Source organism: Streptomyces sp. NPDC001914 (assembly GCF_042891215.1).
Classification (GTDB): Bacteria; Actinomycetota; Actinomycetes; order Streptomycetales; family Streptomycetaceae; genus Streptomyces.
The window spans coordinates 322,218-348,135 of the sequence record NZ_JBIASW010000009.1; the positions used below are offsets into that span (position 1 = coordinate 322,218).

At 72.5% G+C, this 25,918-nt stretch carries 24 protein-coding genes and 1 pseudogene; 8 read left to right on the forward strand and 17 right to left on the reverse strand.

What is annotated here, in order from left to right; genetic code table 11:
- Positions 1 to 35: 35 nt before the first annotated feature.
- The 3 genes from ACFYYF_RS26095 to ACFYYF_RS26105 all read right to left on the reverse strand — a co-directional run bounded on the left by ACFYYF_RS26095 (position 36) and on the right by ACFYYF_RS26105 (position 4,626).
- Positions 36 to 2,456 carry a SpoIIE family protein phosphatase gene (locus tag ACFYYF_RS26095; RefSeq protein ID WP_388779745.1) on the reverse strand — a complete coding sequence of 807 codons (2,421 nt, stop codon included), beginning with the start codon at positions 2,454 to 2,456 and terminating at the stop codon, positions 36 to 38.
- Positions 2,457 to 2,757: 301 nt separating this feature from the next.
- Positions 2,758 to 3,861 carry a hypothetical protein gene (locus ACFYYF_RS26100; protein ID WP_388779747.1) on the reverse strand — a complete coding sequence of 368 codons (1,104 nt, stop codon included), beginning with the start codon at positions 3,859 to 3,861 and terminating at the stop codon, positions 2,758 to 2,760.
- A 336-nt stretch (positions 3,862 to 4,197) separates the two neighbouring features.
- Positions 4,198 to 4,626 carry an organic hydroperoxide resistance protein gene (locus tag ACFYYF_RS26105; protein WP_388779748.1) on the reverse strand — a complete coding sequence of 143 codons (429 nt, stop codon included), beginning with the start codon at positions 4,624 to 4,626 and terminating at the stop codon, positions 4,198 to 4,200.
- Between the two features lie 98 nt (positions 4,627 to 4,724).
- Here ACFYYF_RS26105 and ACFYYF_RS26110 point away from each other — a divergent pair, with 98 nt between their 5' ends.
- The 3 genes from ACFYYF_RS26110 to ACFYYF_RS26120 are packed head-to-tail and all read left to right on the forward strand — an operon-like array spanning position 4,725 to position 7,063.
- Positions 4,725 to 5,672: an LLM class flavin-dependent oxidoreductase gene (locus ACFYYF_RS26110; protein ID WP_388779750.1), complete on the forward strand. Its 948-nt coding sequence runs from the start codon at positions 4,725 to 4,727 to the stop codon at positions 5,670 to 5,672.
- Entirely contained in the window at positions 5,669 to 6,367 is a 699-nt protein-coding gene (locus ACFYYF_RS26115; protein ID WP_388779752.1) for an alpha/beta fold hydrolase, read from the forward strand. Before ACFYYF_RS26110 ends, ACFYYF_RS26115 begins: the two co-directional genes overlap by 4 nt.
- A gap of 9 nt (positions 6,368 to 6,376) precedes the next feature.
- Complete coding sequence (locus tag ACFYYF_RS26120; RefSeq protein ID WP_388779754.1) at positions 6,377 to 7,063, forward strand: winged helix-turn-helix transcriptional regulator; 687 nt, start codon at positions 6,377 to 6,379, stop codon at positions 7,061 to 7,063.
- 138 nt (positions 7,064 to 7,201) lie between these two features.
- Here the strand turns inward: ACFYYF_RS26120 and ACFYYF_RS26125 are convergent, their stop codons facing one another.
- Positions 7,202 to 7,555, reverse strand: coding sequence for a hypothetical protein (locus ACFYYF_RS26125; protein WP_388779757.1), 354 nt, complete (start codon positions 7,553 to 7,555; stop codon positions 7,202 to 7,204).
- A gap of 280 nt (positions 7,556 to 7,835) precedes the next feature.
- Between ACFYYF_RS26125 and ACFYYF_RS26130 the strand changes: the two genes are divergently transcribed.
- Positions 7,836 to 8,579 (forward strand): NAD-dependent deacetylase, encoded by a 744-nt coding sequence (locus ACFYYF_RS26130; protein ID WP_388779759.1) that lies wholly within the window; start codon positions 7,836 to 7,838, stop codon positions 8,577 to 8,579.
- A gap of 73 nt (positions 8,580 to 8,652) precedes the next feature.
- On the opposite strand, the gene ACFYYF_RS26135 is transcribed toward ACFYYF_RS26130, so the two are convergent.
- From ACFYYF_RS26135 to ACFYYF_RS26180, 10 genes and pseudogenes are all read right to left on the reverse strand, one after another.
- Positions 8,653 to 9,891: a cytochrome P450 gene (locus tag ACFYYF_RS26135; protein WP_388779762.1), complete on the reverse strand. Its 1,239-nt coding sequence runs from the start codon at positions 9,889 to 9,891 to the stop codon at positions 8,653 to 8,655.
- A 31-nt stretch (positions 9,892 to 9,922) separates the two neighbouring features.
- Positions 9,923 to 11,314 carry an NAD(P)/FAD-dependent oxidoreductase gene (locus ACFYYF_RS26140; protein ID WP_388779764.1) on the reverse strand — a complete coding sequence of 464 codons (1,392 nt, stop codon included), beginning with the start codon at positions 11,312 to 11,314 and terminating at the stop codon, positions 9,923 to 9,925.
- Positions 11,304 to 11,588, reverse strand: coding sequence for a ferredoxin (locus ACFYYF_RS26145; protein ID WP_388779767.1), 285 nt, complete (start codon positions 11,586 to 11,588; stop codon positions 11,304 to 11,306). Before ACFYYF_RS26145 ends, ACFYYF_RS26140 begins: the two co-directional genes overlap by 11 nt.
- 209 nt (positions 11,589 to 11,797) lie before the next feature.
- Positions 11,798 to 12,430: a hypothetical protein gene (locus ACFYYF_RS26150; protein WP_388779770.1), complete on the reverse strand. Its 633-nt coding sequence runs from the start codon at positions 12,428 to 12,430 to the stop codon at positions 11,798 to 11,800.
- Positions 12,431 to 12,533: 103 nt separating this feature from the next.
- The gene (locus ACFYYF_RS26155) at positions 12,534 to 13,457 is read right to left on the reverse strand and encodes a transferase (protein ID WP_388779969.1); all 924 of its coding nucleotides are present in this window, start codon (positions 13,455 to 13,457) and stop codon (positions 12,534 to 12,536) included.
- Between the two features lie 2 nt (positions 13,458 to 13,459).
- Positions 13,460 to 14,722, reverse strand: a complete 1,263-nt coding sequence (locus ACFYYF_RS26160; protein ID WP_388779773.1) for a glycosyltransferase family 4 protein — start codon at positions 14,720 to 14,722, stop codon at positions 13,460 to 13,462.
- Positions 14,723 to 14,814: 92 nt separating this feature from the next.
- On the reverse strand, positions 14,815 to 15,300 hold the full coding sequence (locus ACFYYF_RS26165) for a methylated-DNA--[protein]-cysteine S-methyltransferase (RefSeq protein ID WP_388779776.1): 486 nt from the start codon (positions 15,298 to 15,300) through the stop codon (positions 14,815 to 14,817).
- A gap of 92 nt (positions 15,301 to 15,392) precedes the next feature.
- A pseudogene (locus tag ACFYYF_RS26170) lies at positions 15,393 to 16,886 on the reverse strand (DNA-3-methyladenine glycosylase 2 family protein); the annotation flags it as partial.
- A gap of 503 nt (positions 16,887 to 17,389) precedes the next feature.
- The gene (locus tag ACFYYF_RS26175; protein ID WP_388779779.1) at positions 17,390 to 18,316 is read right to left on the reverse strand and encodes a M48 family metalloprotease; all 927 of its coding nucleotides are present in this window, start codon (positions 18,314 to 18,316) and stop codon (positions 17,390 to 17,392) included.
- Positions 18,313 to 18,708, reverse strand: coding sequence for a BlaI/MecI/CopY family transcriptional regulator (locus ACFYYF_RS26180; RefSeq protein WP_365486523.1), 396 nt, complete (start codon positions 18,706 to 18,708; stop codon positions 18,313 to 18,315). Before ACFYYF_RS26180 ends, ACFYYF_RS26175 begins: the two co-directional genes overlap by 4 nt.
- A 118-nt stretch (positions 18,709 to 18,826) precedes the next feature.
- Between ACFYYF_RS26180 and ACFYYF_RS26185 the strand changes: the two genes are divergently transcribed.
- The 4 genes from ACFYYF_RS26185 to ACFYYF_RS26200 are packed head-to-tail and all read left to right on the forward strand — an operon-like array spanning position 18,827 to position 22,220.
- A complete protein-coding gene (locus ACFYYF_RS26185; RefSeq protein WP_388779783.1) occupies positions 18,827 to 19,501 on the forward strand; it encodes a DedA family protein in 675 nt (224 codons plus the stop codon).
- The gene (locus ACFYYF_RS26190; protein WP_388779786.1) at positions 19,498 to 20,121 is read left to right on the forward strand and encodes a phosphatase PAP2 family protein; all 624 of its coding nucleotides are present in this window, start codon (positions 19,498 to 19,500) and stop codon (positions 20,119 to 20,121) included. The genes ACFYYF_RS26185 and ACFYYF_RS26190 overlap by 4 nt, the downstream gene beginning before the upstream one ends.
- Positions 20,122 to 20,130: 9 nt before the next feature.
- Positions 20,131 to 20,793, forward strand: coding sequence for a response regulator transcription factor (locus tag ACFYYF_RS26195; RefSeq protein WP_388779789.1), 663 nt, complete (start codon positions 20,131 to 20,133; stop codon positions 20,791 to 20,793).
- On the forward strand, positions 20,790 to 22,220 hold the full coding sequence (locus tag ACFYYF_RS26200) for a sensor histidine kinase (protein WP_388779791.1): 1,431 nt from the start codon (positions 20,790 to 20,792) through the stop codon (positions 22,218 to 22,220). Before ACFYYF_RS26195 ends, ACFYYF_RS26200 begins: the two co-directional genes overlap by 4 nt.
- 39 nt (positions 22,221 to 22,259) lie before the next feature.
- On the opposite strand, the gene ACFYYF_RS26205 is transcribed toward ACFYYF_RS26200, so the two are convergent.
- From ACFYYF_RS26205 to ACFYYF_RS26215, 3 genes are all read right to left on the reverse strand, one after another.
- Positions 22,260 to 23,108, reverse strand: a complete 849-nt coding sequence (locus ACFYYF_RS26205) for a hypothetical protein (protein ID WP_388779794.1) — start codon at positions 23,106 to 23,108, stop codon at positions 22,260 to 22,262.
- 79 nt (positions 23,109 to 23,187) lie between these two features.
- On the reverse strand, positions 23,188 to 24,093 hold the full coding sequence (locus ACFYYF_RS26210; protein ID WP_388779797.1) for a YbhN family protein: 906 nt from the start codon (positions 24,091 to 24,093) through the stop codon (positions 23,188 to 23,190).
- Positions 24,094 to 24,203: 110 nt separating this feature from the next.
- Positions 24,204 to 25,709: a hypothetical protein gene (locus tag ACFYYF_RS26215; protein ID WP_388779800.1), complete on the reverse strand. Its 1,506-nt coding sequence runs from the start codon at positions 25,707 to 25,709 to the stop codon at positions 24,204 to 24,206.
- Positions 25,710 to 25,918: the final 209 nt, after the last annotated feature.

The following is a 25,918-nucleotide window of genomic DNA, read 5'->3' on the forward strand; positions in this document are numbered from 1 at the left end:
GAGGCCGGCGACCGCGGCCTGCTCGACGGCCGCGGTCAGGCGGTGGGCAGCGGCTGCTCCGTCCAGACCGTCTTGCCCTCGTGGGTGTAGCGGGTGCCCCATCGTTCCGTGAGCTGCGCGACCAGGAAGAGCCCGCGTCCGCCCTCGTCCGTGCTGAGGGCCCTTCGCAGGTGGGGGGAGGTGTGGCTGGTGTCGGACACCTCGCAGATCAGGCACTGGGCACGGATGAGACGCAGGGTGACGGGGCCGTCCGCGTACCGGTAGGCGTTGGTGACGAGCTCACTGGCGACCAGCTCGGTGGTGAAGCTCAGCTCCGACAGGCCCCATTCGGCCAGTTGGGCCGTGGTCAGCTCCCTGGCGCGGGCCGCGGCGGTCGCCTCCAGCGGCAGGTGCCATACGGCGACGTTCTCCGGCGGCAGCACCCTGGTACGGGCCATGAGCAGCGCGATGTCGTCGATGGGGCGGCGGTCCGTGGGCAGCAGCGCTTCGACCACTCCGTCGCAGGTGCGCTCCAGGGGGTCGGCGCTGTGGGCGAGACATGCGTGCAGCTTCTCCAGCGCGGCGTCGATGTCGCCGTCGCGCGCCTCCAGGAGGCCGTCGGTGTAGAGCGTGAGCAGGCTGCCCTCCGGGAGGTCGAGGTGGTACATCTCGAACGGCAGTCCGCCCAGGCCGAGCGGTGGGCCCGCGGGCAGGTCGAGCACGGTCACCTGGCCGTCCGGCGTGGACATCAGGGGTGCCGGGTGACCGGCGCGCGCCAGGGAGCACTGCCGGGAGACCGGATCGTAGACCGCGTACACGCAGGTCGCGCCGACCACCTGCTCGATCGCCGCCTGATTGCCCTGGGCGTTCGTCTCCAGCTCGGCGGCCAGCAGACTGACCAGATCGTCCAGCCGGGCCACCACCTCGTCCGGTTCCAGGTCGAGGCTGGCCAGGGTGCGCACGGCGGCGCGCAGCCGCCCCATCGAGGCCGCGGCGTGGATTCCGTGGCCGACCACGTCGCCCACGACGAGGGCGACCCGGGCCCCCGACAACGGGATCACGTCGAACCAGTCACCGCCGATGCCCGGTTCACCGCTGGCCGGGAGGTACCGGCAGGCCACCTCTACGGCCGGCAGGTCCGACATCGTGCCCGGCAGCAGACTGCGCTGGAGCGTCAGAGCGGCGCTCTGCTGCTGGGTGAAGCGGCGCGCGTTGTCGATGCAGACGGCAGCGCGTGAGGAGAACTCATGGGCCACCGCGGCGTCGTCGTCCTCGAAAGGCTCCGAATGGCGTACGCGCCACAGGCTCACCACGCCCAGGATCTGGCCGCGTGCCATCAGCGGCACCGCGATCAGGGAATGCACGCCGAGGCCGGAGGCGACCTCGATCCGCCGCCGGTCCATGGCGTACCACTCGGGGCGGAGGGAGAGCAGCCGTTCGAGAACGGGGCGACGCTCGGCCAGGCACCGCGCCTGCGGAGAATCCGGTAGGAGCGGGACCACGTCCCCCTCCTGGAACGGGACCTGGGGTTCCGGGGGCGAAAAGGCCACGCGCAGGAGCGCACCTGCCATGTCCGGGGGCAGTTCGTCACCCAGTGTCACCGGCCTCAGGAGGTCCACCGAGCAGTAGTCGGCCAGGCCGGGGGCGGCCACCTCCGCGAGTTCCCGGGCCGTCTGCGTCACGTCCAGCGAGGTTCCGATCCGGGCGCTCGCCTCGTTCAGCAGGGTGAGCCTGCGGCGGGCACGGTAACGCTGGGTCACGTCCTCGATCGTCTCCGCCACGCCGAGGACCTGACCCTCGGAGTCCTCCATCCGGAACGCGGAGACGGACACCATCCGCTCCTGGCCGGGAGCGAGGCGTGTACGGGCCGACTGCTCCGTGAAGATCAACGGCTCGCCGGTCTCCAGGACGTGGCGCACCCGCTCCTCGGCCGGGCCCGCGTCCTCGTCGACCAGGAACTCACCGGAACGGCGGCCCACCGGCATCTCGGCCGTGATGCCGCTCGCCTTCTGGATCGCGCGGTTGATCCGGACGACCTTCCTGTCCGGGCCGTGGATGGCCAGACCGATCGGGGACCGGTGGTACAGGCCGTCCAGCAGCGCGCGGTCCCGCTGCCAGGCGATGACTTCCGCGGCGGGGGCACCGACCAGGAACCACTCCTGGCGATCTCCGTCGCGGGTGATCGCGCGGGCCCGGAAACCCATCTCCATGCGCCGTCCGTCGTGGTGCCGGACGCGCAGGACGCCGAACCAGCCCCCCGACCTCATGGCGTCCACGACGACGGCGCGCGCGACCGGGAGGTCACGGACGTCGACCAGGAGGTCCCGCCACGCCCGCCCGATCACTTCCTTGGCCGGGTAGCCCAGCACTTCCTGCGCACGTACGCTCCAGCCGACCACGGTGCCGTGCTCGTCGAGCACGGCCGAAGCGGCATGCCCGAGGGCGAACGGATCCTCCGGACTCTCGCTGAAATGCATCGACGGCGTCCCCATAACCACCACTCTGTCTCCGTGCCTCCGATGTTCCTCCTCCCACTCCGGGTCCGCGACTCTCCGTAGGCCGTGGCCCGGGGAGGCCGAGGTCGCCCGGGGCCGGGCGGAGGCACCTGATCATGGGGGGCGCCGAACAACCGGGAGGCGCGGCGGACGGACGACAGGGAACAGCGGCATCCGGCTTCACCGGCAACGCCGAGCAGAGCGACAGCCCGGCGACTGCTCCCTCTTATGTGTGCCGACTTATGTGTGCCGACTTATGTGTGCCGACTTATGTGTGCCGAATTTATGCGTGCCGAACGGCTTGCGCCCTCGCTCTTTCGACCGATGCCCGGCTGAACACATGCACCAGTGACAGATGGAACAATGCCGGCGCGAGCGGAGCCCATCGGTGAATCCGGTCGGGGCGAAGCATGTACTTGACCACGGTCGCGGGCCGGAAGGGTATGTAGTCGATGGTCTGATGCTCCCAGCGATCCGACACTCCTCTGCTCATGCGTTCCTGCAGATTCTCCCGGTTCAGGTCGTTCAGCCTGGCGTAGAAGTGGGCACTCCAGTGGCGCTTCTCGATGTCCAGCACAAAGGCGAGCAACTCAAGGGAATAGTCGATCGGTTCGAGGGACAGTTCCTCGCGCATCCCGCGCCGGGCGACCGCATACAGGTCCGGGGCACTCCTGCCGGACGAGTCGATGTGCCGAGACATGCCCTCGTTGACCGAGGAGTTCCAGACACCAGGTGCCATGCGGACCCGGTCACTGCGTTGGCTGACGACCAGCATGTCGTCGGCGGTCACCACCGCGACGTTGACGGCGAAACTGCATTGCAGGAACGCGGGCGCCGCCAGCGGATCGTCAGGGTCGAGGTAGCGCGAACGGGGACTTGTTCCGTCGGCCAGCCGACGGTCGAGTTGTTGAGCCGCGAGAAAGGTGTAGTAGTCCGTCGGGCGCAGACGCAGGTGGACTTCGGGCTGCTCGTCGAGTGCGGTCCGCGACACGTCGAACGACTCGACCGCGTAGCGAGGGCCGTTCCACAACGGTGTCCGGCCTTCTGCTCGTAAACGGGTGCTCTCCGCTTCGATTTCCGCCCGCCAGCCGACCATGTCCGAAGGCAATTCGATGGGCTGGTCGAGCACTTGGATGTAGACGGCTTCGGCGGGAATGGCGGATTCGCCGTCCCCTTCGACGATCAGGGCGGAGGTGTGCAGCGGGCCCAGGGAGAAGGTTCTCCACGCGGGACTGGACTCCTCCCGCTGTCTCAGGCCGCGTACCGCACGCGTCGAGCGGGATTGGAGCCTGTACCAGGTGTTCTGTAAGGGTTGCTGGAACAGCACCGCGAACAGCATCCCGAGCACAGCGCCGACGACTCCGTTGGCCACATCGATCCCGCCCATGTCAGGCAGGGTAGACAGGGGCACCGCGGCGCGTGTGCGATCTTGTCCCCTTCGTTACAGCACTGGTCACGGCACCCCGGGATCAGTTGGAGGTCCCAGGCGCCGGGACCCGACGCCGGCACCTGATCCTTGACCGTTGCCCCCACCGGTGTTCAGGCCGGCCGACCGCGGCCGTGGGCCCTGCAGTGCCGCGCGAGGTCACCTGCGTCGCCGCCACCAGCTTCGGTTCGGTCGGGCGAGGACCGGGTTCGTTGCGCGAGTCACCCCCACATGGACAACTCCTTTAGCTCGCAAGGGGGATGCGCAACCATCCGGCCAGGAGAAGCGGGGCCGGTGTCACAGCCGTGTGCCGTTGACCACCAGCGTCACGTCGATGTTGTCGCGCGTGGCGTTGGAGTACGGGCAGATCTGATGGGCCGTCCTCGCCAGTTCGACCGCCTGCTCCCCGGCGAGCGAGGGAAGCGAGATCCGCAGCTCGACGCCGAGCTTGAAGCGGCCGCCGTCGACCGGGATCAGCGAGACCCACGAGTCGATCTCCGCGTCGTCCGCCTTGAGCTCGCCTCGCTGCCCGACCAGGGCGAGCGTCGTACCGAAACAGGCGGCGTACCCGATCGCGAAGAGCTGCTCGGGGTTGGCGCCCTCGCCGTCCCCGCCCAGTTCCTTGGGCATCCGCAGATCCAGATCGAGCCTTCCGTCGGACGTGCTCCCACGGCCGTCCCTGCCCCCGGTGACGCGAGCCTGCGCCGTGTAAACCGCCTTGGACATCCTGAACTCCTTCAGTCGCTACCGTAGTTCGAACTTGGCACTTCAAAAACAAGAAGTCAACCACTAGGGTCGGGAACCCGCGACGACCGGGAGGGAAGATGCCGAAGCTGAAGGTCGGCTACCTGCTGCCGACACGTGATCAGTCCGTTCTGGGAGAGCACGACTTGAGGCGGCTCGTCGTCCAGGCACGGCGGGCGGAGGAGCTGGGGCTGGACTCGGTCTGGGCGGGCGACAGTCCCGTGACCAGGCCGCGCGCGGATCCACTGCTGCTGTTGGGCGCCGTGGCCCAGGCCACCGAACGGGTCACGCTCGGCACGGCGGTACTCCTGCCGGCGCTGCGCCATCCGATCCTGCTGGCCCACCAACTCGCCACCCTCGACCGGCTGTCGGAGGGGCGGCTGATCGCGGGCATGGGCGGCGGGTTCCCCAACCCGGCGACCCGGGCCCAGTTCGCGTCGATCGGCATCGGGTTCGCACGCCGCGCCGGCCGCATGGCGGAGTCGATCGAGGTCATGCGGAAGCTCTGGTCGGGGGACACGGTGTCCTGGCGGGGCGAGCACTTCGCCTTCGAGGACGTGCGGATCGCGCCCTCGCCGGCCCGCCCCTCGGGCCCGCCCATCTGGCTGGCCGGAAGCGGCGTACCGGCGCTGCGGCGCGCGGCCCGCCTCGCCGACGGCTGGCTCCCCTATCCGCCCGAGTGGACGACGTACGCGCAGGAACATCAGGTCATCGAGCAGGCGGCCGTGTCCCGCCCGGTCACCCCCGCCCTGTACGCGACGCTCTGCCTGGACCAAAACCCGGAGAAGGCACGCCGACGCCTGCGGACGAGCGTCGAGCGCTACTACAACGCGCCGTTCGACGTCATCGCCGGGATCCAGGCCCTGTTCGCCGGTACCGCCCGCCAGGCCGCCGACTGGCTGACCGGCTACGTCACGGCCGGCGCCCGCCACCTCGTGATCCGCCTGGCCACCGATGATCAGGACGCCGGCCTGGAGGAGTTCGCCGACCGGGTCCTGCCCCTGCTGCGCGAGGAGCGTCACCGATGACCACGTTCGTTCTCGTCCACGGCGCCTGGCACGGCCCGTGGGCCTGGGACCGGATCGTTCCGCCGCTGCACGCCGCCGGGGCGCGCACGCTCACCCCGGACCTGGGCGCGGTCGGCGATCGCGGGCTCCACGACGACGCCAGGACGGTCGTCGCCGCCATCGACTCCGTTCAGCACGAGAGCGAACTCGTACTGGTCGGACACAGTTACGCGGGTCTGGTCGTACGGGAGGCGGCCGACGCGCGGCCCGACGCCGTCGGCCACGTCGTCCTCGTGGACGGATGGGCCGGGCCCGACGGCTCCGGCATGTTCACCCTGGCCCCCGACGCCTTCGCCGACGCGATCCGCGCGAGGACCGAGACGTCCGGGAACGGACGGCGGGTCCCGCCCCCACCTCCGCAGGCGTTCGGCATCACCGACGCCGACGACGCGGCCTGGCTCGCCGCGCGCCTGCTCCCCCAGCCGCTGCGTACGTTCACCGAAGTCACCCGCCTGACCGGGGCCGTCGACAGGGTCCCCGGGACGGCCGTCCACTGCAGGCCGGGGACCTACCCGTTCGACCGGTTCGGTGAGGCCGTCGGGTACCGGACCCGGGCGCTGGACGGCCCGCACGACGTGATGCTCACCCGGCCCGGGCCGCTCGCCCGGATGCTCATGGAGACCGCTTCGTTCAAGAACGGGAAGCGCCGAGTCTAGAGTGATGAAGTGGAACAGCGAACGTACAACCAGTACTGCGCGACCGCGCGCACCCTCGACCTCGTCGGCGAGCGCTGGACGCTGCTTCTGATCCGCGAACTGCTGACCGGGCCCAAGCGGTTCGGCGAACTGCAGGCCAGCCTGCGCGGCCTCGGCACCGGACTGCTGGCCGCGCGCCTGAAACATCTGGAGCGCGAGGGCCTGGCCCAGAAGATCACCCTTCCCCCGCCCGCCCGGACCGCCGCCTACGCCCTCACCGAAGCCGGTGAGGAACTCGGTCCCGCGATCCTGGAGTTGGCCCGGTGGGGACTGAAGTGGGCGATGGGCGAACCGCGCCCGACCGAGACGTTCCACCCGGGCTGGGCCGTGCTCGGCCTGCGGGCCTGCTTCGACCCGGAGGCCGCCACGGGACTGCGCGCGGTGTACGAGTTCCGCATCGACGACGAGATCTTCCACGCCAGGATCGACGACGGGACGATCGAGGCGCTGCACGGCCCGGCCCAGCACCCGGACGCGACCGTCACGACCAGCACCGACGCGTTCCTCGGCCTGACCGGCCAGGGCCTCACCTGGGCCGAGGCGATCGAAACCGGTGCCGCGTCGACAACGGGCGACACCGAGGCGCTACGCAGACTGGGCAGCCTGTTCCGCATGCCTCCCCCACACACCCGACGACCGAACCAGCCCCCACGCTGACCACCCTCCCGACCCCACCGGAACGACCGCTGACCCGAGGCCCCCTCGCCGGAAGCGGTCTGCGAGCGCCGCTTGATGACCCATGTCAAGCCGGCTCTTGGTCGTGGTCAGGGTCGTACTCCCAGTGCCAGTCCGAACTCACCGGGTCGGGAGACCGACGGCCGCGTGGGCTTCATCGAGAAGCCGTCCGATCTCGGCGGCGGCCTGTCGCGCCTGCGCGGCGTCGCCCGCTTCGGCGGTGTTCTCCCAGCGGCGGAAATCCGCTGCCAAGGCGGGCTGGCGTTGGATGTGGACATAGACGGCCCATTGGACGACGAATCGCCGGAGAGGGGCAAGATCGGAGCCCTGCCGGGACTGGTCGGCCGCCTGGTCCAGCTCCCGTGTGAAGGCGGGGAGCGAGGCAGGCGCGATCTGACTGATGGCCTGCCGTAGCGTGGCGACCGTTGCAGGCGGCTGAGGAATGAGTGGCTGCTCAGCGGCTGGGGTGGTCATGGCTGCTCCCATGGGCGCGATTCTGTCCCACGCCTCAGCCTAGCGGGCAGGAGCACTTTCGCTCCGCTCGAACGAGTGAGGGAGAACCGATTCGGCTGTCGCCCGGACCGGCCCGGGGGCTCGGCCAAGGCGTGGATCACGTGGAGGGATGGGGTGACGTCACGGATGGCGACGCAGTGGACTGGTGGGCGTCGATCTCGGCGAAGCGGTAGAGGCGGCCGCGGGCTCGTACACGGATATCCGGTCGCTCCGGGCAGGTGGGCGCCGTACCTTCGTGTTCATGAACAGGCCACTCGTCGCCATCCTCAGTGGGGCAGGCATCTCGACCGACTCCGGCATCTCCGACTACCGCGGGCCCAACGGGCTGTGGCGGCGGGATCCCGAGGCCGAGAAGCTGGTGACGTACGAGTACTACATGGGTGATCCGGAGATCAGGCGACGGGCGTGGCTGATGCGGCGGGATGCCGGTGCGCTCCATGCACAGCCCAATGCCGCTCACCGGGCCGTGGCCGAGCTGGAGCGGGCCGGGGTGCCCGTGCGGGTCCTCACCCAGAACGTCGACGGCCTGCACCAGCTCGCCGGCATGCCCGCCCGCAAGGTGCTCGAACTGCACGGCACCGCAAGGGCGGTGGTGTGCACGGGATGCGACGCGAGGACTCCCATGGAGGACGCTCTCGCCCGGGTCGACGCCGGCGAGGACGACCCGGACTGCCCGGCGTGCGGCGGGATCCTCAAGCCGGCGACCGTCATGTTCGGTGAACGCCTCGATCCCGTGGTGCTCGGCGAGGCCGCCGCCATCGCCAAGGCCTGCCAGGTGTTCATCGCGGTCGGCAGCAGTCTGCAGGTCCACCCGGCGGCGGGCCTCGCGGGGGTGGCCGCCGACCACGGGGCCCGGCTCGTCGTGGTCAACGCGGAGCCGACCCCGTACGACGACATCGCGGACGAGGTGATTCGCGAACCCATCGGCACCGCCCTGCCGGAGCTGCTGCGCCGGATCGGCGCGGGCAGTGGGCAAGTGTCCTGATCCGAGGCGTCGTTCGGGCGACCGGTCGCAGGCTGTGCGCCAAAGCGTGTCCGCAAGGCCGCGCCTGCACGACCTAGGGGCGGATTCCGTCGCAGGTGATGGGGAGGTGGCGGGGGCCGCGCAGTACGGCGTTCTGGCGGTACGGGGGCACCTCCTCCAGCAGACGCGGGTTCTCCAGCCTCCGGGCCAGTTCCGACAGGGCGAACTGGGTCTCCAGGCGGGCCAGCGGGGCGCCGAAGCAGCTGTGGATGCCGCTGCCCAGGCCGAGATGCTGGATGTCCTTGCGGTCCGGGTCGAACCGGTCCGGGTCCTCGAAGCGCTGGGGGTCGCGGTTGCCCGACGCCAGGACCAGCCAGATGGGAGCACCCTTGGGGATGGTGACCCCGCGGACCTCGATGTCCGCCAAGGCGGTGCGCTGCGGCACCAGTTGCACCGGCGGCTCGAAGCGCAGCAGTTCCTCGACGATGGGCACCGCCAGCCGCGGATCGGCGCGCAGCCGCTGGAGTACTCCGGGGTTGCGCAGCAGGGTCAGCATCCCGTTGGTGATCAGGTTGACCGTGGTCTCGTGCCCCGCGATCAGCAGCAGCGCCGCGGTGCTGAGCAGTTCCATGGTGCTCATCGGGCCGTCCTCCCCCTCGGCGGTGGCCAGTTGGGAGAGCATGTCCTCCCCGGGGTTCTTGCGGCGCTCCTCGATCAGCCCGGCGAGGTACATGCCCAACTGCATCCGGGCGTCCTGCGCCCCCTCGCCCCGCTTGGCGGGATCGGCGTCCGGGTCGGGGTCCAGGCTCGCCGCCAGGGTGTCCGCCCAGACGTGGAAGCGTGCCTCGTCCTCGCGCGGAATCCCGAGCAGCCGGCAGATCACGGTCACCGGGAAGGGGTACGAGAACTGCTCGACCAGGTCGATGCGTTCGGGGTCGCCGATGCCGTCGATGAGGCCGGTGACGATGTCGCGGAGTTCGCCGCGCATCCCGTCGACCCGGTGAGGGGAGTGCGGCGGGCCGAAGGGACGGTTCGTCATGCGCCGCAGCCGGTCGTGCTCCGGCGGGTCGAGCCGCAGGAAGGCCGGCGGGAGGGTGGTCTCCTGCGGGGGCGCCTCGGAGGCCAGCGGATCGGCGGCGTTCGAGGCGAGGTTGCGGGCGTCGGAGCTGATCCGGGGATCGTGCAGCAGGCTGCGGATCTCGTAGTACGTACTGACCACATAGGGCCCGTCGGCCTCGTGGTGGACGGGCGTCTTCCGCAGCTCCTTGTAGATGGGGTACGGGTCGGCCCGGTTGGCGTAGTCCAGGATCTGGTGCAGCAGGGATTGCGTCATGGCGAGTCCTAGAGTCCTCGTGGCCGTACGGTCAGTGCGCCGGGGTGAACGTCATCCGGCGGTCGGCCGGCGAGTATCCGCTGAGGGTCACGGTGGGGCCGTGGGAGGGGACCGAGGGGTCGGGGAAGTCCGCGTCGAGCGGCCGCTGTCCGTCCGGGCGCCGGTCGACCGTGGCGAACGGCGGCGGGAAGGGCGCGGTGGCCTCGATCAGCTCCTGGTAGAACGGCAGCCATCGCCCGTGGTCGAAGGCGACGGCGCCGATGACACGCCCCTGGTACCCGTAGACGCCGAGGAACCGGTGATCCGCCAGGGAGCCCTGGGAGATGAGGATCTCCGTGCCCATCGACGGGATGCCGACGGACTTGATGTTGATGCCGAACTGCGAGGACCAGAACGCCGGAACCTCCATGTGGGGCAGCCGGTCGACGCTCTCGCTCAGCATGTTGTGCGCCGCGATCCGGGCCTGGGAGACGGCGTTGCCCCAGTGCTCAAGGGAGAGGAACTGGTAGCCGAACAGGGCGTGCGGGCTGCGGGCCACGTCGCCGGCGGCGTAGATGTCGTCGGTGACGATCCCGCGGATGTCGAAGGCGCGGCAGCCGGCGTCGCAGGCGATGCCGCGGGGACCGGCGCCGAGTCCGGACCCGGCGAGCCATTCGGTGTTGCGGAGCGCGCCGAGCGAGACGATCACCACGTCGGCCTCGACGGTGGAGCCGTCGGACAGATGCGCGGCGCGCACCCTTCCCGAGGCGTCGCCCTCCAGGCGGGTCACCATGACCCCGCAGCGCAGGTCCACCCCGTGCTCGCGGTGCATCTCGGCGGCGACCGCTCCGACCACCCCGCCGAGCGCGCCGACCAGGGGCGCGGCGCCGCGCTCGGTGACGGTGACGGGCAGGCCGCGTTCGCGGCAGGCGGAGGCGATCTCCGAACCGGTGAATCCGGCCCCGACGACCAGGACCCGCTGGGGGCCCTCCTCCAGCCGCCGAGCGAGCGCGGCACTGTCGTCCCGGCCACGCAGCACGAAGACGCCGTCGAGCTCCGCCTCTTCCTCGTGCGGCCACGGTCGCGCCCGGGTGCCGGTGGCGATCAGCAGCCGGTCGTACGGCACCTCGTCGCCGTCGGCCAGCCGCACCCGCCGGGCGGCCATGTCCAGGCCGGTGGCCGGGGTGCCGAGCCGCCAGGTCGCGTCGACGGCCCGGAGCCTGGGCAGCGCGGTCCGGTCGGCGCTCGCCCTGCCGAGCAGCACCTGCTTGGACAGCGGGGGCCGGTCGTACGGTTCGCAGGGCTCGTCGCCGATCATGGTCAGGGACCCGGCGAAGCCCTTCTCCCGCAGGGTCTCGGCCGCCCGCAGACCGGCCAGCGAGGCCCCGACGACGACGATGCGGCCGTCACGCCTGAGCCGTTCCAGGGTTCCGTCACCGGACACCGGACACCGCCTCGGCCGAGGCGTCCGCGGCGCGGCGCGTGCCGTCGGGTCCGGCCCCACCGGGTTCCACCGGGCCGGGTTCGACGGCGTCGACGAGCACGGCCTGGACCGGGCAGGCCGCGGCGGCCTGCGCCAGCTTCTCGCGGTGGGCGTCGTCGGCGTCCGGGTCGTACAGCAGCGCTTCCTGACCGTGCATCGCGAAGATCTCGGGGGCGAGGAACGCGCACTGCGCGTACCCCTGACACCGGTTCAGATCGACGGCAATCCTTACCACGGGATCGGTCCTCTCCAATGGCCCTCTCAACCCTCTGCGACCACTGTCGGTGGCGGTGGGGGAAGCCGCGACGAGGAGAAGACCGTTCGAGTGAGCGGTGCGGCCGGGCAGGCGGTACGGCCGGGCGGGCGGTACGGCCGGGCGGGCGGTACGGCCGGGCGGGCGGTACGGCCGGGTGAGGTCGGGGCGGGCAGACCCGCCCCGTCGGGTCAGGCCGGTGCCGCCGGCCGGGCCGGGGCGGGAGGCCGGCCCCAGAGGATGTTCAGGCTGAGGAGCAGAGCCCAGGCGGGGAACACCATCTCGGACCAGGGCACGCCCGAACCCGCCACGAGCAGGGTCAGTCCCGCCAGGTAGCCGACGACGACGAGCGGGCGCGGGAGGGCGCCGAGGCGGCGGCCGATGGTCGAGGTCGCGATGGCGAACACCGCCGCCATGCGCATGGAGTACGTCGTCAGCAGGGCGTACGCGAAGTGGCTGCCGAAGGTCGAGTCCTCCCGGCCGTCGCCGAGCACGGTCCCGGCCGCGGCGGCGGCGCCGAACAGGGTGGCGACGAAGACCACGCCGCTGCCGAGGAACACGGTCGCGACGAACCGGTCCTCGGCCCGGCCCGACTGCTCGCGGAGGGCGCCCATGAACCACAGGAACGCGATCCCGGCGAACGGCACCAGTTCCAGGGCCGCCCGGAGGCCGCTCCGCTGCCCGCTGTCGAGAGTGACGTCGTCCCCGCCGCCGGGCAGGGCGAGGCGCACCAGCGTGATCGCCGCGGCCATCAGGATCGCGAACACCACCCCGGCCACCCCGGCGGCCCGCCGTGTCGCGAGGCGCTTGTGCTTCCGCTCCATGGTCTCCCGCTTTCTGCCTGCTCTCCCTTCGTACAGACATCAGCGATCGCGGGGGCCCGCCACCGGGGTCACCCGGGAGGAAGGCCGCGGTGCGCCATACAGGTCATGACGTCGCGCTCACCTCGACCGAGAGGTCGTTGTCGACGGTGTAGTACGGGCGCAGGGCGGCACCACCGGCCTCGGCCGTCGGGTAGACGACGATCGCCTTGCGGTCCGCCAGGTCGTCGAGCAGCCGGCCGACGCGTACCGCGGGCGCGTCGGCCGAGGGACGGACGGAGACGTCCCAGACGCCCGCCCCGGACGGCGTCCCGGCAGCCAGCTCCGCGTAGTCGACGGTGAAGGAGAAGGTGCGTCCGTCGTCCTCGGTCAGCGGCTCCACGGTGTGAGCGACGGGGCCGGTACCCCGCAGACGCAGGCTCACGACCGCTCCCTCGTGGAGCGAGGCACCGTGCAGGGATGCGCTGACCGTGATCGAACGACCGGTGACATCGACGCGTTCGGCCTCCGCGTGGGCGGTGCGCAGCCAGGCGCGCACCGCGAGATGGCCGTCCTTGGTGACGTAGGGGATCCGGACGGCGAGCGGGGACTGCCGACGGCGACGGTGTCCGTCGACGAGTGCCCGAAGATCGCGCAGACCGGCGCGCGGACGCTGCCGCTCGGCTCCCGGTTCCCTGAGCAGGTACACGTCCCAGCGGCCTTCCACGAGGACCGGTCGCGCGTCGAGAACGGCGCACCGGCGATCACCCGCGGTCTCGAAGTCGAGGACGTGGACGGTCTTTTCGGGCTGTCCCTTCTTCGGGCGCAGGCGCAGCAGCAACTGGTGCTCGTCGGGCGACCCGGGCGGCAGGTCGAAGGTGATCCGGCCGCCCGCGTCGATGGCGCAGCCGACGTGCGGCTGCGTCTCAGTGTCCGTATCCGTATCCGTGCCCGTGAGCTGTTCCCTGTCCGTGAGCTGTTCCCTGTCCGCGCGCTTGTCCGTGTCCGCGCGCTGTTCCCTGTCCGTGAGCTGTTCCCTGTCCTTGTCCATGGTCACCGCTGCCTCCGCAGGGTGCGCAGCACGCCGTCGGTGGCACCGTGCGCGGCGTCGCGCATCGCGAAGCCGTGACCGACCAGGACGCCGTGCACGCCGGAGCGTTCCCGCAGCACCGGCCGGCCCGCCCTTCTCGCCGACACCGCCTCGGCGAACAGGCGTTCCGCCTGGGTGACGACGGGGCCCGGGGCGAAGCGCCGCGCGCTCTTCCTGGCCGCACGACCCGCTCGCAGGCGCCACTCGTCGTCGCGGACCAGTGCCCGCAGCGCCTCGCCGAGCGCGTCGCGGTCGCCGACCGGCACGAGCCGGCCGTCGACGCCGTCCTCGATGATCTCGCCCGGCCCGTGGGGGCAGTCGGTGCTCACCACCGGCAGACCGCAGCTCATCGCCTCGATGATGGTCATGCCGAAGGCCTCGTAGTCGGAGGCGGCCACCGCGATCGAGCCCTTGACCCACTCCGCCTCCATGGGGGTGGCCGCGCCCATCAGGAGGACCTTGTCGTAGAGGCCGAGTTCCGCGATGAGCTGCCGCAGCCTCTCGTGCTCCTGGCCCTTGCCGTAGATGCGCAGCCGCCAGTCGGGGTGCTCGGCGGCGACCATGGCGAACGCCTCGATGAGCAGGTCGTACCGCTTGACGGGGACCAGACGGCCGGCCGCGATGATCATCTTGGCGGCACCGTCGGCGGGCGCCAGCACGGGTTCCGGCACGCTGTTCGGAAGGGCCTCCACCCGGACTCCGGGCATCCGCACCTTGCGCCGATAGGCGGCGGCGTCCGCCTCGGTCACCGTGGTCAGCGTGTCGAGCCGGCGATAGGCCCGGCGCAGCGCGGAACGGAGCCGGGGCGGATGGCCGTCCAGGGTCAGGTGCTCCTGGCCGACGCGCGCGACGTCCCGCGGAGCCTGGAGGGCCAGATGCACGTTGAGGCCCGGCCTGGTCCCGACCACCACGTCGGCGTCGGTCTCGGCGAGACACGCGCCGATCCGCCGGTCGGTCAACTCGCTGTACTGCCGGTACCGGTACTCGGCGCGGGGGAACACCCGCGCCGGTATCAGGTGCGCCGGATGCTCCTTCTCGTGTCTCAGATCCACCAGCGACCGTAGCGAGACCCTGGGGTCCAGCGACAGGGTCGGCCGCTCACGGTGCCGCAGCACCGAGACGATCTCCACCTCGTTCCGTGCGGCGAGCGCACGGGCCAGATTGAAGGTGGTGGAGATCGTGCCCCCGATCCCGTAGGCGTTGTGGAGCAGGAAGGAGATCTTCATGGCTGTTCAGACTCTGTCAACTCCCCATGGGTTGCGGCCTGTTACCAATAAGTTTCGATCGCCTGCCACCGCACCCCGCCGTGCGGGAACGGTCAGAAGAGCGCCGATCCGCTTTCGAAGTCCAGGAGTTGCCGCTTGCGGTCCAGGCCACCGCCGTAGCCGGTGAGGCCTCCGCTCGCGCCGATCACCCGGTGGCAGGGCACGATGATCCCGATCGGATTCTTGCCGTTGGCGAGGCCGACCGCGCGCGAGGCACCCATGTTGCCCAGCGCTTCCGCCAGTTCGCCGTACGATCTGGTCTCGCCGTAGGGGATCCCCCGCAGCTGGTCCCACACGCTGCGCTGGAAAGGCGTCCCGGTCAGCCGCAGTTCGACGGTGAACTCCTTCAACTCGCCCTCGAAGTAGGCGTTCAGCTGCTCGGTCACCTCGTCGAAGAGGGTGTCGTCGCGCTCGCCGAAGGTCTCCTCCGCCGGACGGTGGCGCTGGCCGACCATGTGGAGGCCGCACAGGACCCCGTCGTCGTCGGCGACGAGCGTGAGGGGATCGTAGGGGCTGTCGATGACCGTGTGCCGTTTCACTGGGCGTCCTTGGTGCGTGAGGTGCGGGAGGTGCGTGAGGTGCGGGAGGCAGGTGCGGTGGCTTCCGGGAGGTACGGGGTGCCGCTCCGCGTCGGCATGAAGTTGATCGGATGGCCGTCCGTCGCCCACAGGTACTGGACCGCGTAGGCCCTCCACGGGCGCCAGGCCGCGGCCCGGGCCGTCAGCGCGGCGGGTGTGGACGGAAGCCCCAGCTCCCCTGCGGCGCGCCGGATTCCGAGGTCGGTGGGGAGGAAGGCGTCCGGGTCCCCGAGGGCGCGCATCGCGATCACGTCCGCGGTCCAGGGGCCGAAGCCGGGGAGCGCCAGAAGCCTGGCCCTCGCCTGTTCCCAGTCGCTCTCCACTCCCAGATGGAGTGTTCCGTCGGCGAGTCGGCCCACCAGCGTGGTGAAGGTCGTGCGCCGGGTGCGGGGCATGGCGAGCGATTCGGGGTCGACCCCGGCAAGCGCCTCCGACGAGGGGAACAGGTGGGTGAGGCCGCCCTCCGCGTCGTCGACCGGATCGCCGTACGCGGTCACCAGGCGGGCGGCGTGCGTACGGGCGGCGGCCGTGGAGACCTGCTGCCCCAGCACCGCCCGTACGGCGAACTCGGCCTCGTCGACCGTGCGCGGCACCCGGCGGCCGGGGGCCTTGTCGACCAGGGGCGCCAGCAGCGGATCCGTGCGGAGCTGGTCGTCGACCGCCACCGGATCGGCGTCCAGGTCCAGCATGCGGCGGCAGCGGCTGATCGCGACGGACAGGTCGCGCAGGTCGCTGAGGGTCAGCCGGCACGCGATGTGGTCCGGCATCGGTGTCAGGCCGACGACACCGTGCCCGTACGGCAGCCGCAGCGTCCGCCGGTACGCGCCGTCGCGCCACTCCTCCACCCCGGGTACGGCGGTGGCCGCGAGGTGCCCGAAGAGGTTGTCGGGGTTGAGCGGGGCGCGGAAGGGGAGCCGGAGGTTCAGGACCCCCGGCGCGCCCGGGGTTCCGGCCGCGGCGCCGGCCCGGTTCCGGGGCAGACGGGCGCGCAGCTCGCTCGGGGACAGCGCGAAGACCTCACGGACCGTGTCGTTGAAGGTCCGGATGGAGGAGAAGCCGGCGGCGAAGGCGATCTCGGCCATCGGCAGCGGTGTCGTCTCGATGAGCAGCCGTGCCGTCTGGGCGCGCTGAGCGCGGGCGAGGGCCAGGGGTCCCGCGCCCATTTCGGCGAGGAGCTGCCGCTCGATCTGGCGGGTGCTGTAGCCGAGCCGGGCGGCCAGGCCCGGTACACCGTCCCGGTCGACGACCCCGTCGCCGATCAGCCGCATCGCGCGGGCCACGAGGTCGGCACGGTGGTTCCATTCGGGTGAGCCGGGGCTGGTGTCCGGGCGGCAGCGCTTGCAGGCCCGGAACCCGGCCTGCTGGCAGGCGGCGGCGCTCGGGTAGAAGGTCATGTTCCGGGGCTTCGGCGGTACGGCCGGGCAGCTCGGCCGGCAGTAGATCTTCGTCGTCGTCACCGCGGTGAAGAACCATCCGTCGAAGCGCGCGTCCTTGGACTGGACGGCACGCACGCAGCGCTCCGTGTCCGTGTGCATCCCGTTCTGCATGCCTCAAGCATCGGGCACCCCGGAGGACCGGGCTGGCGAGAATCCGACATCAACGTCGCGCCGCCCGACACCCCGGCCAACCCGGGCCGGCTGGGATGGGCGGGCACGAGGACAGACGCCATCGGAGTCATCGAGCCGCCACGCGATCCTGCCGGCGAACACCTCGCCGTTCCATCGGCAGGCCGGCGCGAACGGGGTGGCCGGTTCGACCCGGGCGGCGGGCCCCGACCGACACGGCCGGCGAAGCCGTTCTCGTCCGTCGGCGAGCGGGGTTCGCGTGAAAGAGGAGGCCAGGAGCAGCGCCCCGTCAGGGGCGCGGGGAACTGCGCGACCAGCCACGACGGGCCCGGCGGCCCGCGTCCCACGAAGCGGGGCAGACGCGACACGGCGGACCCGACGGGGCCGAGCCACCCCAGCGAGGGACCCCATCGAGAGAACCCGCCGAGGGACCCCGCCTCCGGGAAACAGCCCCGCCGCAAGGGCCAGGCCCCTACCCCGACCCCTCAGCGAACCGCCTCGCCCTGCGCGACCTCCACCTCGTGGTGGAACTCGATGACACCCGCCCCCGACGCACCGGCCGACAGCACGGCACAGGCGGCGAGGAGGACGGCGATCCGGGCGGCGGCGCGGGGCCGCCGCCGGGGGGCGGAGAGCAGGGCGGCGACCCGCTGGGGCACGGGACCCGTGGTGGCCGCGGGCGCGAAGCCGGGGCGCTCGGAACGGGCCTCGCCGATGGCCAGGGCGGCACGGGCGATGGCCCGCGCGGTCAGCCGCCGGTCCCCCACGACGACGGCCGCGGCCTCGTCCGCGGCACGCTCCGCCGCGAGCGCGACGGTCGCGCGGACCGACCGCAGGCCCGGGTGGCAGTGCGCCGCGAGCTCGGCCACGACGAGGAAGCGGTGGTGGCCGGCCGCGTTGTGCGCCCGCTCATGGGCGAACAGGGCCTCGCGCTCGTCGGCGCCGAGGCTGCGCAGCATCGCGGTGGTGACGACGATGCGGTGCGGCCGGCCCGGGAGCGCATAGGCGTCGGGGTGCGGCGACTCGATGACGCACAGGTCGCCCGCGGCGGGACGGCGGTCGGCCTGGCTGCGCGCGGTGCGGAAGGCACGGAACTGACGCAGGGCCGAGCGGACGACCGTCCAGGCGCCGACGGTGAGCACCCCCGTCGCGGCGGCGGCCGCGGGCAGGACGACGAGGTCCGAGGCCGTGCGCAGCGGGTGGACGAGTTCACCGAGGCCGGCCAGGAAGGGCACCTTGAGCAGGCCCGTCAGGACGAGCGCGCCCAGCGAGGCCACGGAGGCCGCGGCCAGCACGACGAGCGCGAGGGTCACCGACCACAGCGCGGCCACCGGCCCCAGCCGGTCGAGGCTGCGGCGGGCGAGCGGTCCGAGCGCGAAGGGGACCAGCAGGGGGACCAGGAGCAGGATCATTCCCGACCCGGTTCCGGTCGCGTGCCGAGATCCGGCTCCAGCAGGTCCCGCAGCAGCCGCTCGTCGTCGGGGCTGAGCTGGGCGACGAAGCGGGCCAGCGCGGTCTCCCTGTCGTCGTCGCGGTCGAGCTCGGTGTGCATGCGGCGCGCGGTGAGGCCGTGCGGGTCCTGGACGGGGAAGTACGCGTACCCCCGGCCCAGCCGCTCGCGGCCGACGATGCCCTTCTCGTGCAGCCGGGACAGGATCGTCGTCACTGTCGTGCGGGCGAGGCCGGAGTCCAGCTCGGCCTGCACGCGTCCCGGCGTGAGCGGCACGCCCGCGGCCCAGAGAGCCGCCATCACGCCGGCCTCCAGCTCGCCCGCCGGCCGGCGCTCGTCCTTGTCCCTGCTCATGGGAACGATCCTCACCCCACCTTCGTCTACAGTTCAGTAGACCGTCTACAGAATTGTAGTCAGTCGGGCACGGGTTTCGTCCGTGCCTGCCCCTTCCAGTATGAAAGGGTCCGCGACGATGGCCGCATCATCGTTCACGGCGTCCGACCTCGCCGTGAATCTTCTCAGCGCGCAGTCCCTGCTCGCAGCGTTCGGTGTCCTGGGCGTGGGCGTGGTGATGTTCGCGGAGACCGGCCTGCTGGTCGGCTTCTTCCTGCCCGGGGACTCGCTGCTGTTCACGGCGGGCCTCCTGTGCACCGGGTCGGGCCAGGACGGCCTGAAGCTGTCACTCCCCGCGCTGCTGATCGCCGCGGCCACGGGCGCGCTGCTGGGCGCCCAGACGGGCTATCTGATCGGACGGAAGGCGGGCGGCGCGCTGCTGGGCCGCGGTACCTCCCCACGGCTGGCATCGGGGGCGCACCGGGCCGAGGAACTCCTGGAGCGGTACGGACACGCGAAGGCGATCGTGCTGGCCCGCTTCGTCCCCGTCGTGCGCACGGTCCTGAACCCGATGGCGGGCGCCCTCGGTGTTCCGGTGCGGACCTTCACCGTGTGGCAGGTGGCCGGCGGCCTGGTCTGGAGCCTCGGCCTCACCCTCGCCGGATACGCGCTGGGCTCGTCCATCCCGAACGTCGACCGCTATCTGCTCCCGGTCGTCGCGGTCATCGTCCTGGTGTCCCTGACCCCGCTCGCCGTGGAGCTGTACCGCTCGCGCCGCCGGGGCGCCCCGGGCGAGGAGGAGGTGCGGGGATGACCCTGGCGTACGACGGATCCCCGATCGACGGCTCCGCCTACCGGTACGTGACCGGTCTCGCGAAGTCCTCCCCCTCGTGGCTCGACAGCACGGTGTCCCTCTGGTCGACGTACGGGCTCGGCCTGTTCGGCGTGCTGATGCTGCTGACCTGGTGGCAGGCGCGCCGCGAGAGCCCGCGGGCCGCGCTGGCGGCGCTCGCGGTGCCGGTCGTGGTCCTCATGGCGTACGCGATCGACCTCGGCCTGAAGCTGCTGGTGCGCGAGGACCGGCCCTGCCGGAGCCTGCGGGTGGCGACGCTGGAGGCGTGCCCGGCCCAGGGCGACTGGTCCTTCCCCAGCAACCACGCGGCGATCGCGGCCGCGGCGGCCGTCGCGCTGTTCTTCGTCTCCCGCCGCGTCGGCGCCGTGGCCGTGGTGGCCGCCGGAGCGATGGCCGCCTCCCGGGTCTGGGTGGGGGTGCACTATCCGCACGACGTGGCGGCCGGTGTGCTCGTCGGGAGCCTGGTCGCGATGGCCGCGTCGTCGCTCCTGCGCGCGCTGCCCGACGTGTCCGGCCACCCCCTGGCCGCCTCGCGGCTCGGCGTCCTGCTCATCGCTCCCCGCCTCGCGAAGAGCGGGTGAGCGGGCCGTATGCGCCGGCGGATCCTGGTCGTCGAGGACGACCACGCGCTGCGTGACGTGCTGCGGCGGGGACTGCGGGACGAGGGCTTCGACACCGTCCCGGCTCAGGACGGCGCGACCGCGCTGCGGCTGGCCGGGGACGGCATCGACGCGGCCGTCCTAGACGTCGGCCTGCCCGACGCCGACGGACGGGACGTGTGCCAGGCGATCCGGGCGGGCGGCTTCCTCTCCCCCGTGATCTTCCTGACGGCCCACCACCACCTCACCGACCGGCTGGCCGGCTTCGCGGCCGGAGGCGACGACTATCTGCCCAAGCCGTTCCATCTGACGGAGCTGGCGGCCCGGCTGCGGGCGGCCCTCAGACGCGCGGGACCGGTCGTGTGCCGCACCGCGGGCGACCTGGTGCTGGACCCGGTCGCGCACAGCCTGACCGTGCGGGGCCGCCGGGTCGCGCTGAGCCCGACGGAGTTCCGTCTCCTGGCGGCGCTCATCGCGGCGGCCGGTGCGATCGTCGGCCGGCGGGAGCTGACCCGGGCCGGCTGGCCGGAGGGCGCGCAGGTCAGCGACAACACGCTCGACCAGTATCTGACCCGGCTGCGCCGCAAGCTCCGGCAGAGCGGCAGCGAGCTGACGGTCACGACCGCCCGGGGCATCGGACACCGCCTGTCATGAAACAGCGCCTCGCGAACAAGCGGCCGAGGACCGGGGCGGGCGCCTCGTCGCGAGCGCTGCCCTGGCGGGCACTCGCCTCCCGCTGGGCTCCGGGCACCCTCCGGGGCCGGCTCTCGCTGGTCGCGCTGACCACCGCCGCCCTGTTGATGGTGATCCTCACGGTGGCGTTCAACACGGTCGTACGACTGCGCCTCCAGCACCAGGCGGACGACGAACTGCGTACCAGGGCCACCGCGGTCGCCGCGACGGTGGACACCGGCGGCGCCCGGGTGCGCCTCCTGGAGACGCCGGGCGAGGAACTGCTCGACGCGAACGTGTGGATCTACGACTCCGGCCGCCTCCTGGAGAAGCCGCCGACGGCCGGCGCCACGGGCCCGCTCACCCGCGCGGCCGGCGCCCTGGCCGCCCGCGGCGGGCCGGGCTGCCTCACCTCCGGCGCGCACGGCCCGGTCCGGCTGTGCGCGCGCCCGGTGCCGGGCGACCGCACCGGCGCGACCGTCGTCACCGCCCTCGATCTGACTCCGTACCGCAGTTCGGCCGACACCCTGCTGCTGGCGTCGCTCGCCCTCGACGCCGTCATGCTCGCCTGCACGTACGCGCTGACGCGCCTGGCGGTGGGGCGTGCCCTGCGACCCGTGCGCACCATGACCGGCCAGGCCACCCGGTGGAGCGCCGTCGCCTCCGAGGAACGCTTCGGGAGTGCCGCCCGGCCCGACGAACTCGCCCGGCTGGGCGGGTCGCTGGACGCGCTCCTGGACCGCATCCGGGCCCTGTTGCGCCACGAGCGGCAGCTCACCCGGGAGCTGTCGCACGAACTGCGCAATCCACTCGCCCGGATCACCGCCGAGCTGGACTGGCTGCGGTCCCGGCCACGGTCGGCCGACGAGACCCTGGCCGCGCACGATGCCATGGCGGACGCGGCCCTCTCCATGCGGACGATCTGCGACACGCTGCTCGACGACGCCCGTGACAGCGCCGCCGCCGTACCGGGCACCGGCGAGGTCGTGTCCGTACTGCTCCGGCTCGCGGACCGGGCCGCGCCGGCCCGGCCGGAGGTGGAGATCACCGTCCGGGGTCCTGGAGAGGGTCTGGTGGCCGGGGTTCCGGACGCTCTGCTGGAGCGCATCGTCGGCCCGCTGCTCGACAACGCGCTGCGGTACGCCCGCTCCCGCGTCGAGATCCGGGCCGCAGCGCGGCCCGGTGGCGTCCGGGTGGAGGTCGGCGACGACGGACCGGGCGTACCGGCGTCGTTCGCGCCGCAGCTCTTCCTGCCGGGGCGCCGCGCCGATCCCGGGGACGGACACGGCGGAGCGGGCCTCGGTCTGCCGCTGGCGCGGCGCCTGGCCCGCTCCGCCGGCGGCGAGGTCCGTCACGAGGAGGCGGGCGCCCCGGGCGCGACCTTCGTGGTCGGGCTCCCCTCGGGGTGAGGGGCCCGACGACGCGCCGCCTCCGCGGACGGTCCCCCGTCAGCCCGACCGGAGCGCGGCCCGGTCGGCGCCGCTCACGTCGCGCCGGGTGATCGAGAGGTGGACGACCAGCCCGAGGATCACGGCCAGGAACAGCACGCTGGTCACGACGGTGCCGAAGCCCAGGCCGCCGTCGCCGGTCGGCTGCGAGAGGTAGTCGCCGACCGAGGCGCCCAGCGGCCGGGTCAGGACGTACGCGATCCAGAAGCTGAGCACGGCGTTCAGACCGAGGGCGAAGTGCGCGACGGCGACCGCGGCGATCGCGAGGGCGAACAGCACGGCCGAGACCCAGTACCCGAGGGCCATGCGCTCGGCGACCAGGTCACCGGCCGCGGTGCCGAGGGCGAACGTGAACAGCACCGCCAGCCAGTAGTAGGCCTCGCGGGCGAGCGTGTCGACGCTGTGGATGGAGAGCGTCCCCTCGCGGCGGTACCAGACGAGGAACGTCACCGCGAGGGCGACGGCGAAAACGGCGGTGCTGGTCTCCAGCGGCACGCCCAGGTTGTCGGTGAGGTTGTCGCTGATCAGCGTCCCGACGACGCTGATCAGCGCCACCGCGAGCCAGTACACGCCCGCCCGGTAGGCGGTCGTCCGGAACTGGACCACCAGGACGACCGCCAGCAGCTCGCTCATCAGCAGGGAGACACCGGTCAGTCCCATGCCCATGTTCTCGTTCAGGAGGTCCGCGGCGGTCTCGCCGACCGTCGTGCACAGCACCTTGATGATCCAGAAGTACGCGGTGACCTCGGGCACCTTGTTCCAGCGCAGTCGGTGTCCTGTCGGGTCCGGGACACCGGGGCGGCCTTGGGCCCCGGGAGTCCCGTCGGTCTCTGTCGTCTCGTAGCTCATGAGGCCCGAGGCTGTCAGCGGAAGCCTGAACGGTTCCTGACCGTCGTACGCCCCCGGGCCGGGCCCCTGAGCCTGCCGTTCACAGCACCCGGCGGCGGATCAGCACGCCCAGTGCCACCAGACCCGGGAGCAGGGGAAGCCAGACGGTGAGCAGCCGGTAGCCGATCACCGTGGACGCCGCCGCGTCACCCGGCGCTCCCGCGAGGGTGAGGGCCAGCGCGAGGGCGGCGTCCAGGGAGCCGAGGCCGCCCGGGGTGGGCAGCAGGACGGCGGCGCTGCTCGCGGCCAGGTAGACGAGGGCCACCCGGGCCGGGGACAGCGGCAGACCCACGGCCTGGGCGACGGCGACGACCACGGTGGTGTGCAGCGCGGCGAAGGCCAGCGAGCCGCCCCACAACGCGGCGGCCCGCGCGGGGAGTTCGTGCACGGCGCGGACGTCCAGGAGCACGCACCGCAGCGCCCGCCGCAGCGGTCCGGCGAAGAACACCGCGGCGACCGCGGCGACCAGGACGCCTGCCGTCCAGGCGGCCACCGTCCAGACGCTCGCCGTCAAAGCCGGGAGACGGAGCGCGCCGGGACAGGCGAGGGCGAGTCCGCCGATGAGGCAGCCGCGTACGACGGTCCCGGAGCAGGCCTTGACCGCGAGGGCGGTCGCGGACCGGGCGAGGGGAAGCCCGCAGCGGGTGAGGAAGCGCAGATTGACGGCTCCGGCGCCGAGGCCCGAGGGCAGCACGTGGTTCGCGGCGGCCGCCGCGAACTGCACCGCGACCAGCCGTCCGGCGGGCAGCGGCTGCGCCACCGCTCCCTGCTGGGCTAGCGCGGAGCACACCCAGGTCATGAGGGTCGCCGCGGCCGCCACCAGCAGCCAGCCCCGATCGGCGTGGGCCAGCCGGCCGACGCCCGCCTCGATCACCGGCCAGTGCCGGTGGGCGAGAAATCCGGCGCACACCAGCACGAGCAGCGAAAGGGCAGCGTGCCGCCCCACCCGCCCGCTCCTCCCGCCGAGTCGCCGCCCGACCGCCGTCCACCCGCCGCCGGCCGCCGCCGCGGAGCCGTCCGGCCCGAACGCCGGTGACGGCGTCTTCGGCCGTGGGCTCACGGCGTACGGCTCCCCGCTCCCGGAGCGACGTAGATGTCGACGGCACCGGCGCGGTGGGATGTCCAGGCGCGGGCGTATCCGGGCGGCTCGGTCCCCGGCGTCGCGATGAGGGCGACCGGCACGCGCCGGGCGGAGCGCACGACGTCCGCCGCGACGGCATCGGCGTCACGGCCGCCGGCCGGCACGGAGGAACATCCGGCGTAGACGGCGATGGGGACGGACCGGTACCCGGCCAGCGTGCAGGGCGGCCGTACGCCGAGCCGGTGCAGTTCCGCCGCCGTCGCCGCCCAGCCGCGGTGGCTGTCGGCGGTACGCCGCACCGTGTCCTGCAACACCGCGAACTGCGCGGCCAGATGCCCGGCGAGTGCGAGGGCCACCAGCGTCACGGTGACCGGCCGCCACCGCCCGCCCGGCGCGGTGACGAGGCGGACGATCGCGTCGGCGACGGGGATCGCGACGAGCGCGTACAGCGGCAGCAGGAAGCGCGGCGCCGCGTAGCCGATCATCAGCAGGTACGGGATCCCGGCCGTCGTGGCACAGGCCAGGAGGACCAGGGTGGGAGCCGGGCGGCGGGCCCGGACGGCGATCACCAGGCCGAGGGCGGCGATCAGCGGCAGGACGAACCACCACACCATCACCGCGGTGTCCGGCATCCCGCCCGTGCAGGGCCGGCACAGCACGCGTCCGCCGAGGCTGCGCATCTGGTCGCCGACCGCGATGTTCCAGCCGAGGCCGCCCTGGATGCGCGAACCGTCGGCGAGCCGCTGCCCCGGCCCGCCGTAGCTCACGTACGCCTCGACGATCCACTCGGCCGCTCCGGAGGACAGACCCGCGACGAGCGCGAGCAGCGGCCGGGCACGACGCCATCCGGGGACCGCCACGGCGAGGACGAGGAGCGGCAGCGTCACCCAGACCGCGTCGGTCGGCCGCATCCACGCCATCAGCGCGGCACCCAGTCCGGTCCCCCACAGCGCCGCCCGGTCCCGTCCGCCCGCCCGCGCCCGGACGAAACCCCCGACGCAGACCAGGGCGCCGATCGCGACCCAGTAGTTGGGCATGACCTGAGGGCCGTAGAAGACGGTCACCCACAGCGTCGCGAACAGGGCGCCCGCCAGGGCGAGGACCCGCACCGGGAACAGTCCGCGCCAGGCCCGCAGGGCCACGAAGAGGCCGAGCCCGGAGAGCAGGGAGAGGTAGATCCGCAGCAGGGTGGTGGAGGAGGACCAGGAGGCCACCGGCGCGGCGAGCAGGGAGACCCCGCGGGCCCGCGGCGCGCTGAAGAAGGCCGCGGGGGCGTGCGAGGAGACCTGGCTGACGTACACGGTCTCGTCCCAGCCGAGACCCATGTCCGGGTGCACGAGGACCAGTTGGGCCAGGGCGAAGGCGGCCGCGACCAGCGCGAGCACGCCCGTGCCACCGATCCTCCGGGGCGCCGGGGCCGTCCTGTCCGGCGGTCCGGCCCGCCGGGTGCCGACGAGCGGGACGTTCAGGGTCTTGACCATCGTCCACCCTTCAGCCCTACACGCTGTAGGGTTCCTTCACCCTACAAGACGTAGGGTGAGACGGGAGCCGGGGAAGCATGGACAAACTACCGCTCATAGGAGGAAGGTGCCGAACGGGACATTCATTCGACGCGCACCCGGTGGTGGTACGCGACCCCGCGCGACCCCGGGCGCACACCCCGGACCGGCTCCGTTCCAGGGTTGACTAC

Excerpts from the sequence above, each read along its gene's own strand:
- ACFYYF_RS26130 (WP_388779759.1), top strand. The coding sequence starts at position 7,836 with ATGAACAGGCCACTCGTCGCCATCCTCAGTGGGGCAGGCATCTCGACC.
- ACFYYF_RS26135 (WP_388779762.1), bottom strand. The coding sequence starts at position 9,891 with ATGACGCAATCCCTGCTGCACCAGATCCTGGACTACGCCAACCGGGCC.
- ACFYYF_RS26190 (WP_388779786.1), top strand. The coding sequence starts at position 19,498 with ATGACCCTGGCGTACGACGGATCCCCGATCGACGGCTCCGCCTACCGG.
- ACFYYF_RS26100 (WP_388779747.1), bottom strand. The coding sequence starts at position 3,861 with ATGGGCGGGATCGATGTGGCCAACGGAGTCGTCGGCGCTGTGCTCGGG.
- ACFYYF_RS26125 (WP_388779757.1), bottom strand. The coding sequence starts at position 7,555 with ATGACCACCCCAGCCGCTGAGCAGCCACTCATTCCTCAGCCGCCTGCA.
- ACFYYF_RS26195 (WP_388779789.1), top strand. The coding sequence starts at position 20,131 with ATGCGCCGGCGGATCCTGGTCGTCGAGGACGACCACGCGCTGCGTGAC.
- ACFYYF_RS26115 (WP_388779752.1), top strand. The coding sequence starts at position 5,669 with ATGACCACGTTCGTTCTCGTCCACGGCGCCTGGCACGGCCCGTGGGCC.
- ACFYYF_RS26200 (WP_388779791.1), top strand. The coding sequence starts at position 20,790 with ATGAAACAGCGCCTCGCGAACAAGCGGCCGAGGACCGGGGCGGGCGCC.
- ACFYYF_RS26095 (WP_388779745.1), bottom strand. The coding sequence starts at position 2,456 with ATGCATTTCAGCGAGAGTCCGGAGGATCCGTTCGCCCTCGGGCATGCC.
- ACFYYF_RS26150 (WP_388779770.1), bottom strand. The coding sequence starts at position 12,430 with ATGGAGCGGAAGCACAAGCGCCTCGCGACACGGCGGGCCGCCGGGGTG.
- ACFYYF_RS26215 (WP_388779800.1), bottom strand. The coding sequence starts at position 25,709 with ATGGTCAAGACCCTGAACGTCCCGCTCGTCGGCACCCGGCGGGCCGGA.
- ACFYYF_RS26155 (WP_388779969.1), bottom strand. The coding sequence starts at position 13,457 with ATGGACAAGGACAGGGAACAGCTCACGGACAGGGAACAGCGCGCGGAC.
- ACFYYF_RS26205 (WP_388779794.1), bottom strand. The coding sequence starts at position 23,108 with ATGAGCTACGAGACGACAGAGACCGACGGGACTCCCGGGGCCCAAGGC.
- ACFYYF_RS26160 (WP_388779773.1), bottom strand. The coding sequence starts at position 14,722 with ATGAAGATCTCCTTCCTGCTCCACAACGCCTACGGGATCGGGGGCACG.
- ACFYYF_RS26110 (WP_388779750.1), top strand. The coding sequence starts at position 4,725 with ATGCCGAAGCTGAAGGTCGGCTACCTGCTGCCGACACGTGATCAGTCC.
- ACFYYF_RS26105 (WP_388779748.1), bottom strand. The coding sequence starts at position 4,626 with ATGTCCAAGGCGGTTTACACGGCGCAGGCTCGCGTCACCGGGGGCAGG.
- ACFYYF_RS26180 (WP_365486523.1), bottom strand. The coding sequence starts at position 18,708 with ATGAGCAGGGACAAGGACGAGCGCCGGCCGGCGGGCGAGCTGGAGGCC.
- ACFYYF_RS26175 (WP_388779779.1), bottom strand. The coding sequence starts at position 18,316 with ATGATCCTGCTCCTGGTCCCCCTGCTGGTCCCCTTCGCGCTCGGACCG.
- ACFYYF_RS26185 (WP_388779783.1), top strand. The coding sequence starts at position 18,827 with ATGGCCGCATCATCGTTCACGGCGTCCGACCTCGCCGTGAATCTTCTC.